Source organism: Falsiroseomonas sp. HW251 (assembly GCF_050563545.1).
Lineage (GTDB): Bacteria > Pseudomonadota > Alphaproteobacteria > Acetobacterales > Acetobacteraceae > Falsiroseomonas.
On record NZ_JBNXUM010000006.1, the window covers coordinates 187,667 to 204,751 of the forward strand.

At 70.0% G+C, this 17,085-nt stretch carries 6 protein-coding genes and 1 riboswitch; of the genes, 2 read left to right on the plus strand and 4 right to left on the minus strand.

The window, feature by feature from the left end; genetic code table 11:
* Entirely contained in the window at positions 1-6,297 is a 6,297-nt protein-coding gene (locus ACLF3M_RS09425; RefSeq protein ID WP_430656651.1) for a HAMP domain-containing protein, read from the minus strand.
* Between the two features lie 504 nt (positions 6,298-6,801).
* Between ACLF3M_RS09425 and ACLF3M_RS09430 the strand changes: the two genes are divergently transcribed.
* The gene (locus tag ACLF3M_RS09430) at positions 6,802-9,804 is read left to right on the plus strand and encodes a PAS domain-containing protein (protein ID WP_430656652.1); all 3,003 of its coding nucleotides are present in this window, start codon (positions 6,802-6,804) and stop codon (positions 9,802-9,804) included.
* A 119-nt stretch (positions 9,805-9,923) separates the two neighbouring features.
* Here the strand turns inward: ACLF3M_RS09430 and ACLF3M_RS09435 are convergent, their stop codons facing one another.
* Together ACLF3M_RS09435 and ACLF3M_RS09440 are read right to left on the minus strand one after the other, a co-directional pair.
* Positions 9,924-10,895 (minus strand): DUF5666 domain-containing protein, encoded by a 972-nt coding sequence (locus ACLF3M_RS09435; RefSeq protein ID WP_430656653.1) that lies wholly within the window; start codon positions 10,893-10,895, stop codon positions 9,924-9,926.
* Positions 10,892-11,758 carry a DUF6502 family protein gene (locus ACLF3M_RS09440; RefSeq protein WP_430656654.1) on the minus strand — a complete coding sequence of 289 codons (867 nt, stop codon included), beginning with the start codon at positions 11,756-11,758 and terminating at the stop codon, positions 10,892-10,894. The genes ACLF3M_RS09435 and ACLF3M_RS09440 overlap by 4 nt, the downstream gene beginning before the upstream one ends.
* A 216-nt stretch (positions 11,759-11,974) precedes the next feature.
* On the opposite strand from ACLF3M_RS09440, the gene ACLF3M_RS09445 reads away from it, so the two are divergent.
* Positions 11,975-14,098: a fasciclin domain-containing protein gene (locus tag ACLF3M_RS09445; RefSeq protein WP_430656655.1), complete on the plus strand. Its 2,124-nt coding sequence runs from the start codon at positions 11,975-11,977 to the stop codon at positions 14,096-14,098.
* 332 nt (positions 14,099-14,430) lie between these two features.
* Here the strand turns inward: ACLF3M_RS09445 and metE are convergent, their stop codons facing one another.
* Positions 14,431-16,746, minus strand: a complete 2,316-nt coding sequence (gene metE, locus ACLF3M_RS09450; protein WP_430656656.1) for a 5-methyltetrahydropteroyltriglutamate--homocysteine S-methyltransferase — start codon at positions 16,744-16,746, stop codon at positions 14,431-14,433.
* A 63-nt stretch (positions 16,747-16,809) separates the two neighbouring features.
* Positions 16,810-17,041: riboswitch (cobalamin riboswitch) on the minus strand.
* Positions 17,042-17,085: the final 44 nt, after the last annotated feature.

Here is a 17,085-nt window from a genome sequence, read left to right on the forward strand (position 1 = left end):
CTAACGGTGCAGCCACATGCGCAGAGCGGAGAGAAGCTGCTCCGTGTTGACCGGCTTGGCCAGGTAATCGGAGGCGCCAGCCTCCAGGCACTTCTCGCGATCGCCTTTCATGGCCTTGGCGGTGAGCGCCACGATCGGCAGGCGCCGGAAGCGCGGGTTGGCCCGGATCACCTGCATCGTCTCGTAGCCGTCCATGCCGGGCATCATGATGTCCATCAGCACGATTGCGACGCTCGCGACCGATTCGATCAGGTTGATCGCCTCGCTACCGGTGGTCGCGGTCAACACCCGCATTCCGCGCCGCTCGAGGACGCTCGAAAGCGCGAAGATGTTGCGCGCGTCGTCGTCCACCAGCAGCACGGTCCGGCCGATCAGGTCTTCGTCGGAGCTGTGCAGCCGCTCGAGCATGCGTTGCTTCTCCGGCGGCAGATTCGAGACGACGCGGTGCAGGAAAAGCGCCGTCTCGTCCAGCAGGCGCTCCGGCGACTCAACGCCCTTCACGACGACGCTGCGGGCGACGCTGTGCAGGCGTGCATCTTCCTCCGGCGACAGTTCCCGGCCCGTGAACACCACGACCGGCAGGTCGCGCAGGGATTGCTCCGCCGCAATCCTCTCAAGTACCTCGAAACCAGACATGTCGGGCAGGCGCAGGTCGAGCACCATGCAGTCCGCGGGGTCGCGCAGCAACGCCTCCAATGCCTCCGCGCCGGTGGCGACGATGGAGATGTCCACGTCGTCGTGCCCCAGCAGCTCGGCGATGCTGAGTTGCTCGGCGGGGTTGTCCTCCACGACAAGCAGCCGCTTGCGGCGCGGCTCCGCGAAGGCCTTGATGCGCGCAAGCGCGCTGACGAGCCCCTGGGTAGTGGTAGGCTTCGTGACGAAGGCGAAGGCGCCGCGTGCCAGGCCGTGCCGCCAATCCTCCTCGAGCGTCACGATCTGCACGGGGATGTGACGCGTATCCGGATCCTGCTTGAGTTGGCTGAGCACGGTCCAGCCGAGCATGTCGGGCAGGAAGACGTCGAGCGAGATCGCGGTCGGGCGGTATTCCCGGGCCAGCGCCAGCGCATCCGCCCCGCGCGCCGACACCAGCACCTTGAAGCCGCTGTCCCGCGCGAGGTCGGCCACGACGCGCGCATAGTGCGGATCGTCCTCCACGATCAGGATCGTGCTGTCGCCCGGCGCGATCGCCTCGCGGTCGTCCGGCACGATCTCGAGCGGGCGCTCGGTCAGCAGCCGGTTGCCGAGGCTGCGCATTTCGGTCTGTGGCGCCGCGGGCGGCGGGACGAGTGTGGCGGCCGACGCGCCGGCGTATTTGAGGGGCAGGAACAGCGTGAAGGTGCTGCCAACGTTCGGCGCGCTGCGCAGCTGGATCTCGCCGCCAAGCAGATTCGCCAGCTCTCGGCTGATCGCCAGGCCGAGGCCGGTACCGCCATATTTGCGGCTGGTCGAGGCGTCGGCCTGCTGGAAGGCCTCGAAAATGATCTTCTGCTTCTCCGGCGGGATGCCGATACCGGTGTCCGTCACCTCGAAGGCGACGGCGGTCGGGGCGTGGCGCAGGACGGGATGCTCGGGGCTCCAACCCTCCGTGACCGCGGTGACCGCCAGCTTCACGCGGCCGCTCTCCGTGAACTTGAAGGCATTGGATAGCAGGTTCTTCAGCACCTGCTGCAGGCGCTTCGAGTCGGTGATCATGCTGCGGCCCAGCCTGTTGTCGAGCTGGACGTCGAAGGAAAGGCCGCGGCTCTCCGCCTCGTGGCGGAAGGGGCGCGCGACCATGTCGAGCAGGTTGGCGAAGTAGATCTCTTCGGCGTCCACCGAGACGGTCCCGGATTCGATCTTCGAGAGGTCGAGGATGTCGCTGATGAGGTTCAGCAGGTCGGTGCCCGCGCCGTGGATGGTGCGCGCGAACTCCACCTGCCGGTTCGAAAGGTTGCCGTCCGCGTTGTCGGCGAGCTGCTGGCCGAGGATCAGGATGGAGTTCAGCGGCGTGCGCAGCTCGTGCGACATGTTCGCCAGGAACTCGGACTTGTACTTCGAGGTGAGCGCGAGCTCGGTCGCCTTTTCCTCCAGAGCGCGGCGGGCCTGCTCGATTTCCTGGTTCTTGCGTTCCACTTCCACGTTGCGCTCGGCCAGCTGCTGCGCCTTCTGCTCCAGCTGCTCGTTGGTCTGCTGAAGCTCACGTTGCTGGGCCTGCAGCTCGCCGGCGAGCTGCTGCGACTGCGTCAGCAGGCCCTCGGTCTGCATCGTTGCCTCGATGGAGTTCAGCACGATGCCGATGCTGGCGGTCAGCTGCTCCAGGAAGGACATCTGCAGCCCCGTGAAGGATCCCAGCGAGGCAAGCTCGATCACCGCCTTAACCTGGCCCTCGAAGAGCACCGGCAGGACGATGACGCTGCGCGGAGCGGCACGGAACATTGCGGAGCGGATGGGGACGACCTCGGACGGCACTTCGGTGATCACCATACGCCTCGCATCCGCGGCGCACTGGCCCACCAGCCCTTCCCCGATGCGCAGACGGGCGGGATGACCCGGCACCTCGTCATCGGCATAGGCCGAGAGCAGCCGCAGGCCCGGCAGCGGGTCGGTCTCAATCTGGTAGATCACGCCCTGTTGGGCGTTGACCAGTGGCGCGAGCTCCGACAGCAGCATGCGCCCGACCGTGGCGAGGTCGCGCTGGCCCTGCAGCATGCTGGTGAAGCGCGCCAGGTTCGTCTTCAGCCAGTCCTGCTCCGTGTTGCGGTCCGTGGTGAGCCGCAGATTGTCGATCATCGTGTTGATGTTGTCCTTGAGCTCCGCGACCTCGCCGCGGGCGTCGACCTGGATCGACCGGGTCAGGTCGCCCTTCGTCACCGCGGTCGCGACCTCCGCGATGGCGCGCACCTGCGTCGTCAGGTTGGCCGCCAGCAGGTTCACGTTGCCGGTCAGGTCCTTCCAGGTGCCGGCCGCACCCGGCACATTCGCCTGGCCGCCGAGGCGGCCTTCGACGCCAACCTCGCGCGCCACCGTCGTCACCTGATCGGCAAAGGTGGCGAGCGTGTCGGTCATGTTGTTGATGGTCTCGGCCAGGGCGGCGACCTCGCCCTTCGAGTTCACGGTGAGCTTCTGCTTGAGGTCGCCGTTCGCGACGGCAGTCACCACCTTGACGATGCCGCGCACCTGCTCCGTCAGGTTCGACGCCATGAAGTTCACGGTGTCGGTCAGGTCCTTCCAGGTGCCGGCCACGCCCGGCACCAGCGCCTGACCCCCGAGCTTGCCTTCGGTGCCGACTTCGCGCGCGACGCGCGTCACCTCCGAGGCGAAGGCGTTGAGCTGATCCACCATCGTGTTGATGGTGTTCTTGAGCTCCAGGATCTCACCCTTCACGTCGACGGTGATCTTGCGGCTGAGGTCGCCGCGCGCAACGGCTGTCGTGACCTCGGCGATGTTGCGGACCTGGGTCGTGAGGTTGCCGGCCAGCAGGTTGACGTTGTCCGTCAGGTCCTTCCAGGTCCCGGCCACGCCGGGCACCACGGCCTGGCCGCCGAGGCGTCCTTCCGTGCCGACCTCGCGCGCGACGCGCGTCACCTCGCCGGCGAAGGAGCGAAGCTGCTCGACCATCGTGTTGATGGTCTCCTTGAGCTGCAGGATCTCGCCGCGCACGTCCACGGTGATCTTCTTGGAAAGGTCGCCGCCGGCAATGGCGGTGGCGACCTCGGCGATGTTGCGGACCTGGCCTGTCAGGTTCGACGCCATGAAGTTGACGTTGTCCGTCAGGTCCTTCCAGGTCCCGGCGACACCGGGCACGACGGCCTGGCCGCCGAGCTTGCCTTCCGTCCCCACCTCACGCGCGACGCGGGTCACCTCGCCGGCGAACGCATTGAGCTGGTCCACCATCGTGTTGATGGTGTTCTTCAGCTCGAGGATTTCCCCCTTCACGTCGACGGTGATCTTGCGGCTGAGATCGCCGCGCGCCACGGCGGTCGTGACCTCGGCGATGTTGCGGACCTGGCCGGTCAGGTTGCCGGCCATCGAATTGACGTTGTCCGTCAGGTCCTTCCAGGTGCCGGCAACGCCCGGCACATTCGCCTGGCCGCCTAGGCGGCCCTCGGTGCCGACCTCGCGCGCGACGCGCGTCACCTCGCCGGCGAAGCGGTTGAGCTGGTCCACCATCGTGTTCAGCGTTTCCTTCAGCTGAAGGATCTCGCCGCGCACGTCGACGGTGATCTTCCGGCTGAGGTCGCCATTCGCGATGGCGGTCGCGACCTCGGCGATGTTGCGGACCTGGCCTGTAAGGTTGGACGCCATGGAGTTCACGGACTCCGTCAGGTCCTTCCATGTGCCAGCCACGCCCGGCACCGCGGCTTGCCCGCCGAGACGCCCATCGGTGCCGACTTCGCGCGCCACGCGCGTCACCTCGCCGGCGAAGGCGTTGAGCTGGTCGACCATCGTGTTGATGGTCTCCTTCAGCTGCAGGATCTCGCCGGAGACGTTCACGGTGATCTTCTTCGACAGGTCGCCACGCGCGACCGCTGTCGCGACCTCCGCGATGTTTCGGACCTGACCTGTGAGGTTCGAGGCCATCGAATTGACGCTGTCCGTCAAGTCCTTCCAGGTGCCGGCGACGCCCTTCACCTGTGCCTGGCCGCCAAGCTTGCCTTCCGTGCCGACTTCGCGCGCGACGCGCGTCACTTCGGAGGCGAAGGCGTTCAGCTGGTCCACCGTCGTATTGATGGTCTCCTTCAGCTGAAGAATTTCGCCGCGCACATCGACGGTGATCTTCTTCGAGAGGTCGCCGTTGGCGATGGCGGTCGAGACCTCGGCGATGTTGCGCACCTGCGCCGTCAGGTTGGACGCCATGGAGTTCACCGACTCCGTAAGGTCTTTCCAGGTGCCGGCGACGCCGAGCACGTTGGCCTGGCCGCCGAGCCGTCCATCCGTGCCGACCTCGCGCGCGACGCGCGTCACCTCGCCGGCGAAGGCGTTCAGCTGGTCCACCATGGTGTTCATGGTTTCCTTGAGCTGAAGGATCTCGCCTGAGACGTTGACGGTGATCTTGCGGCTGAGGTCGCCGCCGGCGATGGCCGTCGCGACCTCCGCGATGTTGCGCACCTGCGCCGTCAGGTTGCCGGCCATCGAGTTCACGCTGTCGGTCAGGTCCTTCCAGGTGCCGGCGACGCCAGGCACCTGCGCCTGGCCGCCGAGCCGTCCGTCCGTGCCGACCTCGCGCGCGACGCGCGTGACCTCCGAGGCGAAGCCGTTCAGCTGATCGACCATCGTGTTGATGGTGTCCTTGAGCTCCAGGATCTCGCCGCGGACGTCCACCGTGATCTTGCGGCTGAGGTCGCCGCGCGCGACCGCCGTCGTGACCTGGGCGATGTTGCGGACCTGCGCCGTGAGGTTGCCGCACATCGCGTTGACGGAATCCGTCAGGTCCTTCCAGGTGCCCGCGACGCCAGGCACCAGCGCCTGGCCGCCGAGCTTGCCTTCCGTGCCCACTTCCTTCGCGACGCGCGTGACTTCGGAGGCGAAGGAGCGGAGCTGGTCCACCATCGTGTTGATGGCTTCCTTCAGCTGCAGGATCTCGCCCCGCACGTCCACGGTAATCTTCTTCGACAGGTCGCCGTTGGCGACGGCGATCGTGACCTCCGCGATGTTGCGTACCTGGGCCGTAAGGTTGGATGCCATGGAGTTGACGGATTCCGTCAGGTCCTTCCAGACGCCCGTGACCTCGCGCACCTGCGCCTGGCCGCCGAGCTTGCCGTCCGTACCGACCTCCCGCGCGACGCGCGTCACTTCAGAGGTGAAGACGCCGAGCTGCTCGATCATCGTGTTCACGATGGAGGCGGAACGGAGGAACTCGCCCTTCAGCGGACGCCCTCCGACCTCCAGGGGCACGCTCTGCAGCAGGTCTCCCTTCGCCACCGCCGTCACGGCGCGCGTCACCGCCGCCGTCGGCCAGAGCAGATCGTCGATCAGCGTATTGACCGAGGCTTCCATCTCGCCCCAGGCACCATCGGAGGAGCCGAAGCGCACGCGCTTGCCGGTCTCGCCTTCCCGCCCGACGACATGGCCGACCTGCTCGAGCTGCTGCGCCATGCGCTGGTTGGCGGCGACGATCTCGTTGAAGGCGTCCGCGACCTTGCCCGCAATGCCGGTCTTGTCGCCGGGCAGCCGGACGGAGAAGTCGCCGACGCGCACCGCCTGCAAGGCGCTCAGAAGGTCGGTGAGCTGCAGGTCGGGGTCTGCGCCGGCGCCGTTCGCGTGCAGATGGGCCCCGGCGCCATTGGGCGGGGCAATAAGGTCAGCGTTCGGCTGCATCGGACGGATTCCGTGGAAGGGTCGTTCTGTGCACGTTGATCGCGGAGGGCGCCGCCACTGCTGCACGGCGTTGCGCGGGGCGGCCACGAGACTTGCGGGACGGCGCTGATATCGTCAGGCGCATGTTCCCCGTTCTGGTCCGGCGCTCGCGTTCATGGACGTTACGGTCGCGCTGGCGGGTCGGTCGACAGTGGCGCGCCAGCGCCTCTTTTACTCTACAACGATGGTCGATGCGCAAGCCGTGGATGGCGCTGGCTTGCTGGCTCTACGTAAAGTTGATCTTGTACGCGCTCTGATAACCGCGCCGGTTTGTACCGCGCCGGTTTGTAGTGAGTGTAAGCCGCATTCATACGCCGATTTCAGGCATTGGCCGCTCGCGGACATGTTAGATCGACCGCCATGCATCGCCTTGCTTCCTCGCGGCCCTCTGCCGCGACCCAACCCGGCACGCACAGGGCTAGGAGGGCCGTTCGTCGAGCTCCGGTCTTGCGCCCGCCTGGGTTCATGTCGGGCGGCGGTGCCACGGGCGAGGTCATGCGTGGGGTCGACTGGGCGGCCACCCCGCTCGGGCCACCGAAATCCTGGCCGGGTCCGTTGAAGACCTTGATATCAGTCATGCTCGGGTCCCGGCAGCCGATGTTCGTTGCGTGGGGCGCGACCCGCACCATGCTCTACAACGACGCCTACTCCGCGATCTGCGGCGCGCGGCACCCCGCCGCAATGGGCGCGCCCTTCGCCACGGTCTGGTTCGACATCATCGACGAGGCCGGCCCGATCCTGGAGCGCGCCTTCGCCGGCGAGGCGACGCACATGGACGACATCGCGTTCGTGCTGCACCGCAATGGCTATCCCGAGGAGGCGCACTTCGCGTTTTCCTACACACCCGTGCGCGGCGACAGCGGTCGCGTCGAAGGCGTGTTCTGCGCCTGCTCCGAGACCACCGCGACAGCGATGGCAGGTCGCCAGGCGGCGACCGAGCGTGAGCGGCAGCGGCTGATGCTGCGCCAGATGCCGGGCTTTGTCGCCCTGCTGAGCGGTCCCGAGCACCGCTACCAGTACGTCAACGAAGCCTATGTCGAGATCGCGGGCCAGCGGGAGTTCATCGGCCGCACCGTGCGCGAGGTGTTTCCCGAGATCGCCGATCAGGGCATCTACGAACTGCTCGACAAGGTCTACCGCACCGGCGAGCCCTTCGCGGCGCGAGCCATGCCGGTCAGTCTGGATCGCCCCGATGGCGAGCGCTCGGTCGATCTCCTGTTCGAGCCCGTGCGCGACGACGCGGGGCGGGTCGCGGGAATCTTCGTCGGCGGCTACGACGTGACCGATCGCGTGCGTGCGGAGAGTGCCCTGCGCGCGAGCGAGACGGCGCTCCGCCGAAGCGAGACACGCTACCGTTCGTTCCTCGAAGCCTCGGCCCAGGTGGTCTGGCGGATGAGTGCTGCCGGGGAAGTCGACGAGCCAATCCCCCACTGGGAGCGCTACACGGGGCAGGACACCGCGGCGACGCTCGGCGTCGGCTGGATGGATGCGATCTGGTCCGCCGATCGCCGCGCCGTGGCGGAGGCTTGGCGCGGAGCGGTCGCGAGTGGGACGACCTATGAAGTGGAGTACGATCTGCGGCGGGCTGACGGGGCGTGGCGACGGGTGGTCGCACGCGGCGTGCCGGTGCGTGACGAGACCGGGGCCGTCCTGGAATGGATCGGCACCTGCATCGACGTGACGGAGCGGCGGGCGGCGGAGGAGCAGGCGCGCAGCCAGGCGCGGATCGCGGAAATGGTCGCCTCCGGCGCACCGCTGGGTGACACGCTCGATGCCCTGATGCTGCTGATCGAGGCGCGCGAGCCTGATGTCCGCTGCGGTGTCCTCGTCGTCTCGGAAGACGGCGCCCACTTCCGCCGCGGTGGCGGCCCTTCGCTGCCCGAGGCTTTCCATGTGGCGCTAGACGGCGTGGCAAGCACGCCCCCCTACCTCGGCAGTTGCGGTGAGGCGGCGCATGAGGGTCGCGCCGTCGTCGTGCCCGACATCGCGAGGGAGGACCGCTACAGCGCGGCATGGCGGAAGCTGATGCTGTCCTGCGGCTTGCGAGCGGTCCGGTCCACGCCGATCTGCGGTCCGGATGGCCGCGTGCTCGGCGTCTTCGCGATCTACTTTCCGAGGCCTGGGGATCCGACGCCCAGGGATCCCGGGCTCGTCGAAACCGCCACGTCGCTCGCGGGCATCGCCATCGCGCGCTGGCGGACGGAGGCAGAGCTGCGCGCGAGCGAGTCCGCGCTGCGGCAGTGGAACGAGGAGCTTGAGGCGCGGGTCGCGCGGGAAGTCGCGGCGCGGGAGGAGGTGCAGGCCCGCCTGTCGCAGGTGCGGCGGGTGGAAGCACTCGGCCAGCTCGCCGGAGGCATCGCGCATGACTTCAACAACGTCCTGCAAGCCGTGCAGGGCGGTGCTCGGCTGATCCAGGGACAGTCGGCCGACTCCTCGCGTGTTCAGCGCCTGGCAGGCATGGTTGCGGATGCCGCGGCGCGCGGCGCTGCGATCACGCGCCGCCTGCTGTCCTTTGCGCGCCGCGGCGACATCCGCGCGGAGCCCGTGGATGTCGCGGACCTCCTCACCGGCATGCGTGAGATCCTCGCGCACACGCTCGGCGGCGGGCTCGAGGTGCGCGTGCAGCTGCCCCCCTACGTGCCGCCGATGCTGGCAGACAAGGGGCAGCTGGAGACGGTGCTCATCAACCTCGCCACGAATGCGCGCGACGCCATGGCGGGACGCGGTACGATCACGCTCTCGGCGGTGGCCGAGATGGTGAAGGCGGATGCCGTCGCGGTGGCGCACCCGCCGGCACTGCGGCCCGGCGCCTATGTGCGCCTCTCCGTTTCGGACACCGGCGAGGGCATGGATGCGCTCACGCTGGCGCGCGTCGGAGAGCCGTTCTTCACGACGAAGGCGCTGGGAAAGGGCACGGGACTCGGCCTTGCCATGGCGCGCGGCTTCGCGGAGCAGTCGGGCGGCGCCCTGGCGATAGAGAGCGCGGCCGGCGCCGGCACCACCGTTCGGCTCTGGTTTCCGGTCGCAGACCTGGTCGGGTCGCCTGTTGCACCCGGCTGGGGAAACGAGGCACTCCCGGCGAATAGCCCGCGGCGCGCGTGCGTGATGGTCGTCGATGACGAGGCGCTGGTCCGGGAGATCACCGTGGAGAGTCTCGCCGCGGCGGGCTTCGGCACCGTATCCGTCGGCTCCGGGCCGGAGGCCCTGGAGCTGCTGGATGCCGGCACAACCGTCGACGTCCTCGTTTCCGATCTCTCGATGCCCCGCATGGACGGAGTGGCATTGATCCGGGAAACGCAGCGCCGCCGACCAGGACTGCCGGCGATCCTGCTGACGGGGTTCGCCACCGACATGGCCGAGCTCGCCGTTGGCGGTGCAATCAGCGGCAGCTTCTCGCTTCTCCGCAAGCCCATCGACACGCATGCACTGGTCGACCGGATCTCGGTCCTGCTTGAAGGAGGGCGCTAAGTCGCCACCCGCTACGGAAGCCCGCGGCAGCGAAGCCGCGCGTTGCCGTTGTCGGCGCCCGTCGACGAGAGCGGGGATGGCGGCGCGCCGGCATGGTCGGCGCGACCACGCCTGCGGCGTCAGGCGGCGGCAAGCCAGCGCCGGATCAACGCCGACGCTTCCGGCCCTTCCAGCAGCGCCGCGCGGCGCGCCGGGTCCGCCGGCAGCGCCAGGCCCTCGGCGACCCGGAAGGTGGCTCCACGCTGGCCGAGGAGGAGCCACCGCTCGCCTGGCGGTGGCACGGCAGGGCTGGTCGGGTCGAGCGGGAGGCCGAAGCCGGCGAGGTGAAAGCCGGGCGCGCCGCGGTTGACGGCGCCGAAGCCCTCGACCGAGAGGGCGTCGATCCGGCGTGAGAAGACCATCAGCGGCTGCTCCTCCAGGCTTTCCACGACAAGCCCCTCCGGCCGCGCCGCGCCGCGGACCGTCACGAAGCCCTCCTCCGGCAGGTTGGGCATTAGGCCGCGGAACAGCAGCTGCGTCCCGCCGACCTGCCAGGCCAGGCCGCGCCGACGAAGCTGGCCGCGCAAGACAGCGCCCGAGGCCGGCTCCACCAGGCGAAGGGCGGTCGCCACCACCGAATCGCCGCGCCACAAGCCGCTGACCGCCACCATCTGGCCCGGCCGCAGGACCGCGGCCGGCAGCACGCTGCCATCGGCCGCCCGCACCGGCACGCCGGGCTCGACGGCGACCGAGGTGCCGAGCACCGAGAGCCCGCTGTCCGGCAGCGCCCCGATCGGCCCCATGACGGGGTGGAACGCCGTGACGCCCCGCGCGACCAGCCGGCCTTCCGCGCGCGCCGCCTCCACCGCCACCGTGTCGCCCGGCAGCACGGGGCCGCCGGTGAGCGTCTCGATCCGCGTGCCGGCACCCGTCTCGACCAGCAGCCCGTTCACCTGCAGGCTACCGAGGGCCGTCACCGTGCCGAAGATGCCGGTGCCGCCGATGCCACCCTCTTCATCGCCACCGGCGAAGCGGCGCGCGACCGGGGCGCAGCCGGCCGCCAGCAGGGTGAGGGCTGGGATGGCGCGGAGCGCGTCGCGACGGCGGGTCATCGGGTCTCCCCAGGGGTATCGGGCGGCGCCTCCCCGGGCGACGTCTCGCGAAAGAAGAAGATGCCGAAGCGGAACCGCTCCGTCGCCTCCGGCGCCCCGCGCGCGGCCTGCTGCCGTTCCAGCGCCAGGCTGTTCAGGTGCCGCAGCGCCGCGAGACCGAGGGTGCGCGCCTCCTGCTCCAGACGCTCCACATCCTCCGCGCGAAGACGGTTGTAGAACACGGCCCGTTCGAGGAACCGGCGCTCTCCCGGGCCAGCAAGGAGGTTGGCGGTCGCTGCGGCGATGTGGTCGTGCAGGTTGTCGCGGAAGAAGCGCAGCGCCTCCTCGCCTGCGGCGCCGGCCTGGACAGCGGTCGGGACATAGGCATCGGCCAGCAGCCGAAGCTCGTCCGCCGTCTCGTCCCAGGCGACCAAGCCGAGGCGCAGCAACTCGTCGAGCACGGTGCGCGGACGGACGTCGGTGGAAACGCTGGCGACCAGCTCGTCGAAACGGGCGCGGCTGATCGGCAGAGGGCGCCCACCAGGCCTGGCCAGCGCGGGATCACCGAGCCATCGCCCCAGGACGGTCGCACCCAGCCCGCCGCCCCGCGGAAGGGAGACGGGCCGCGCCCTCTCCCGGATCGCGCGGACATCCTTGCGGTGGACGCCCGTGAGCAGGCTGACGCGGCTGTCCGAGGCTTCGCGGCCGCCAAGGCGGAAATGGCGCGCGGCGACCTCGACGTAGAGCTCCTTCAGCATGCCGACCATGGTCGGCAGCGTCACCCCATGCGCCACCATCAGCCGTACGAGCGGCCGGAGAAGCACCTTCAGCGCGGCGGGCAGCGGCGCGGGCGGGGGTGTGTCGCTCTCGGGGTTGCTGGGCACGCGTGGGAAGTATGCGCAGGCCGCGCCTTGTCCACAAGGGGTTGAAGGAGGCGGGGTGCTGACCATCCCCGCTGATTGTGGGAAAAAAGTGTCCATATGACGGCTCCGTGATCAGAGCCCGACGCAGTTTCTCCGCGACAACGACCGGAGAGGTGGGATATTTGCCCACGTGCTGGCCCTTCCCCGCCGGCGCCCAACAACCTCCGGGAGACCCGAATGAGCACCCCGACCGGCACCATCGCCAGCCAGCTCGCTTCGAGCGGCCACGGCTTCGACACGAACCGCGGCGACTTCGACATCCTCAATGCCGCCCTCCGCGCCACCGGGCTTGACGCGGCGCTTGCCGACCCCGCGGCGTCGCTGACGCTGCTCGCCCCGACCGACGCGGCCTTCATCTCGCTCGCGCGCAGCCTCGGCTTCACCGGTCGCGGCGAGCAGGGCGCCTTCGATGCCATCGTATCGGCGCTCACCGGGCTCGCGCCGGACGGCAACCCGATCCCGCTGCTGACCAACGTCCTGCTCTACCACGTCGTGCCGGAGGCGCTGGGCAAGGGCGCCGTCGGCAGCAGGACGGAGGTGCCGACGCTGCTCGACGGCGCCACCCTTCGCCCCTTCGCCGGCGCATTGCAGGACGGCGACCCCGACGCGGCCGATGCGCGCCTGGTGGGCCCGACGATCCGCACCGGCAACGGCAACATCCTGGCGATCAACGAGGTCCTCCTCCCCATCGACCTGCCCGGCAACTCGGACGGCCTGCCGACACCGCCCAGCATCGCCGGCATCGTCGCCGCTTCCGGCACCGGCTTCGACAGCGACGTCACGGATTTCGACGTGCTGCTGCGCGCCGTGCAGGATGCTGGCCTGACCAGCGCCCTGTCGGACCCGACGGCGGACCTCACCGTGCTGGCGCCGACCGACGCCGCCTTCGTCGAGCTCGCCCGCGCCTTCGGCTTCACCGGCAGCGACGAGGCCGCGGCCTATGACGCGATCGTCGCCACGCTCACCAGCCTTGCGCCCGACGGCAACCCGATCCCGCTGCTCACCCAGGTGCTCACCTATCACGTCGTGCCGGAGCGGCTGGACATTGCGCAGCTGCAGGCGGAGGGAAGCGTCGCCACGTTGAACGGCGCGTCCTTCGTCGTGCGCGGCGGCACGGTGGTGGACGCCGAGCCCGGGCTGCGCGATCCGCGCTTCGTGCCCGGCGGGACCGACATCGAGGCGTCGAACGGCGCCGTCCAGGCGATCGACCGGGTGCTGCTGCCCTTGGACCTCGACCTGGCAGGGCTCGGGCTCGGCGGCAGCATCGCCGACCAGCTCGCTGCCTCCGGCATCGGCTTCGACGGCAACCGCCAGGATTTCGACATCCTGAACGCCGCGCTCGGCGCCGCGGGGCTGACGGCGACGCTGGACGATACCGCGCTCGACCTGACGCTCTTCGCGCCGACCGACGAGGCCTTCATCCGCCTCGCGCGCGACCTCGGTTTCCGCGGTCGCGGCGAGCAGGGCGCCTTCGATGCGATCGTGACAGCGCTGACCGGCCTGTCGCCCGACGGCAACCCGATCCCACTGCTGACGGAGATCCTCACCTACCACGTCGCCAGCGGCACGCTGACCGCCGCCGCGATCGCCGCGTCGCAGAGCGTAACGACCCTGTCGGGGGAGGCCATCGCGCCCTTCGGCCAGCAGCTGATCGACCTCGACCCCTCGCTGCCGAATGCCAGGATCATCGCGAACCGCGCGGACCTGCCGGCGGCGAACGGCGTGGTGCAGGCGATCGACCGCGTCCTGCTGCCGCTCGACGTGCCGCAAGTGGGACCCGGCACCACGCTGCCGACGATCGCCGGCCGGCTGGAAGCTTCCGGCGAGGGCTTCGACTCCAACCGCCACGATTTCGACCTGCTGAACGCGGCACTCGGCCTCACCAGCCTCGATGCGGCGCTCTCGGACGCGACCGCGAGCCTGACGCTTCTGGCACCGACCGATGCCGCCTTCATCCGGCTTGCCCAGCGACTGGGATATGTCGGCGCTGACGAGGCGGGGGCGTTCGGCGCGATCGCGCAGGCGCTGACCGGCCTCGGCGGCGGCGACCCGCTGCCGCTGCTGACGGACATCCTCTCCTACCACGTGCTCGACGGCCGCTTCTCGCGCCAGCAGCTGCGGGAAGAGGGCAGCGCGGAGACGCTGCTCGGGCCGGAGCTGGCGTTCAACGGCAATCGCATCCGCGACGAGGAGCCAGGCTACATCGTGCGGTTCGAGGGCGGCGGGAATGTGCTGGCGTCGAACGGGGCGATCCAGGCCATCGACAATGTCCTGCTGCCGTTGAACCTCGACGTGATCTGACCCGGCGCGGCGTCGTGCGGAGGCATGCACTCGGCGTGACGCCGCGGCGTGACCGGCCATCCGGTCCCGACGGGATCGGGCCGCGACGCGGCCTTGCGGCGCGCGGTCCGTCGCGGCATCGCCGCCGGGGGGCGTCGCCGGCAGTCTGCCGCGCAAGCCTGTTCCGCGACGCGGCTCGACGGGCCTGCGCGGGTCACCGACCCGTCCGGTCCCACCAGCGTGGTACGGTCGGCCCTTCCCGAAGCATGTGGTGGGGTGAAGCAGGGCTTTCGCTACATGGGAGGGCGGCAAGCGCGGAACCCGTGCCCCGCCGGAGCGGGGCACGGGCGCTGTCAGACCGCCTCGGCGCGCAAGCGCCGCGCCGCCGCCACGAGGTTCGCCATCGCCGGCTTCACCTCTGCCCAGCCGCGCGTCTTGCATCCGCAATCCGGGTTGAGCCAGAGCCGCCGCCGCGGGATGCGCCGTGCAGCGCGCGCCGCCAGCCGGATCATCTCCTCTGTCGAGGGTACGCGCGGCGAGTGGATATCCCAGACCCCCGGCCCGATCTCGTTCGGGTAATCGAAGACGGCGAAGGCCTCCAGCAGGTCCATGTCGCTGCGCGCCGTCTCGATGGAGATCACGTCGGCGTCCATCGCCGCGACGCTCTCCATGATGTCGTTGAATTCACTGTAGCACATGTGGGTGTGGATCTGCGTCTCATCGCGCACGACGCTGGCCGAAAGCCGGAAGCAGGCGACCGCCCAGCGCAGGTAGTCCGCGCGATCGGCCTGACGCAGCGGGAGGCCCTCGCGGAAGGCGGGCTCGTCGATCTGCACGATGGGGATGCCCGCGGCCTCCAGATCCGACACCTCGTCGCGGATCGCCAGCGCGATCTGCCGGCACACCGTCTCGCGCGGGATGTCGGTCCGCTCGAAGGACCATTGGAGCATGGTCACCGGCCCTGTCAGCATGCCCTTCATCGGCTTGTTCGTGAGCGATTGGGCATAGGCGGACCAGCGCACGGTCATCGGCGCCGGGCGCGACACGTCGGCCCAGATGATGGGGGGCGCGACACAGCGGCTGCCATAGCTCTGCACCCAGCCATGCCGGGTGAAGGCGTAGCCGGCGAGCCGCTCGGCGAAATACTTGACCATGTCATTGCGCTCGAACTCGCCGTGGACGGGCACGTCCACACCGATCTCCTCCTGCCAGCGCACGGCCTCCGCCGTCAGCCGCCGCATCTCGGCGTCGTATCGCGCCTGGTCGAACTCGCCGCGGGCGAGGCGGGCGCGCAGCTTGCGCACCTCGTCGGTCTGTGGCCAGGAGCCGATCGAGGTCACCGGCAGCTCGGGCAGGCCGAGCCGCGCCGCCTGCGCCTCGGCACGCCGTGGATAGGGGCTGCGCCGCTGCTCCATCGCCGGCGTCGCGGCGGCGAGGCGCGTGGCCACCGCGGGATCGTTCAGCCGCGCATCGGCGCGCTCTTCGGCCAGTGCGCGGTCGCTCTCCTCGAAGACGGCGGCGACGGCCCTCTCGCCCTCGTCCAGCGCGCGGGCCAGGGTCGCGACCTCCTTCAGCTTCTCGGTCGCGAAGGCAAGGCGGCGCTTCAGCGCGGGGTCCAGCGCCGTCTCCATCGCCAGGCTGTGCGGCACATGCAGCAGCGAGCAGGAGGGGGCGACCATGAGCCGCCGGCCGAAGCCCGCCACCTCGGCCGTGCGAAGCTGCGCCAGCGCGGCGCGCAGGTCGGTGCGCCAGACATTGCGGCCATCCACCACGCCCAGGGAGAGCCAGCGGTCGCGCGGCAGCGCCAGCAGCGCCGCATCGAGCTGGTCCGGCGCGCGCGCCAGGTCCAGGTGAAGTCCGGCGACCGGCAGCGACGCGGCCAGGCCGAGGTTGTCGCGCAGCCCTTCGAAGTAGGTGGCCAGCAGCAGGTGCAGCCCGGGCGCGGCATCCGCGAGCGCGCGGAAGGCGGTGCGGTAGGCCTCCACGGCGCCGGGCGGCAGGTCGGTAACCAGGCAGGGCTCGTCGACCTGCACCCAGACGGCGCCGGCCTCGGCCAGGAAGCGCAGCGCATCGGCATAGGCGGGCAGCAGCGCCGGCAAGAGGTCGAGCGGGCGCGAGCCGTCCTCGGCTTTCGACAGCAGCAGCAGCGAGACCGGGCCGAGCAGCACGGGCCGGGTGCGCGTGCCGTGCTGAAGCCCCTCGCGCAGCGCGCGGACCCAGCGGTTGTCCAGCAGCCGCGGGCGCATCGCCGCCGATAGGCGCGGCACCATGTAGTGGTAGTTGGTGTCGAACCACTTGGTCATCTCGAGCGCCACGGCGCCGGCCGGGATGCCGGCGGCACGCTCCGCCGCGCTGCCGCGCGCGCCGCGGGCCAGGGCGAACACCGTGGCGAGCGAGGCAGGGCCGTCGCCGGACCAGCCGTAGCCAGGCGGGATCAGCCCAAAGGCGCAGGCGGTCTCCAGCACGTGGTCGTAGAGCGCGAAATCGGCCGAGGGGAGATGGCTGATCCCGCAGCCCTGCTGGACGGCGCGGGCGCCGGCGCGCAGCGCGGCGGCGGTGGCGTGCAGGTCCGCCTCGGCGGTGGTGCCGGCCCAGAAGGCTTCGAGGGCGGATTTCAGCTCGCGCCGCGGTCCGATGCGCGGGTAGCCGAGATTGGCGGCGATGGTCATCGCAGGCGGTCTCCGTCGCCCGGGACACCCAGCCCGGCCGTTGGGGTGGCGCGCCCCCGGCTGGCGGGGTGCACGGCGTGGGCAGGTCTCCTGGCTCACGGGTGCCGGGCTTGCGCCCCTCGCCACCGGCCCTGCCTTCCCGCGCTTCCGCGCAGTGGCGCCCCTGCCGGAGGAGCTCGGGCCGGCGGCTTCCCGCCGACAGTTGCTGGGGCAGCGTCCGACTTTGGGGGCTTCCCCGCCCGCACGGACTTCCCTTTTCACCCGCTCGCGCAGGACCAACGCCACATAAAGATATCTTTATAGAGAGCATGAATCAAGGCTGCCGTAGGCCATCCTTCG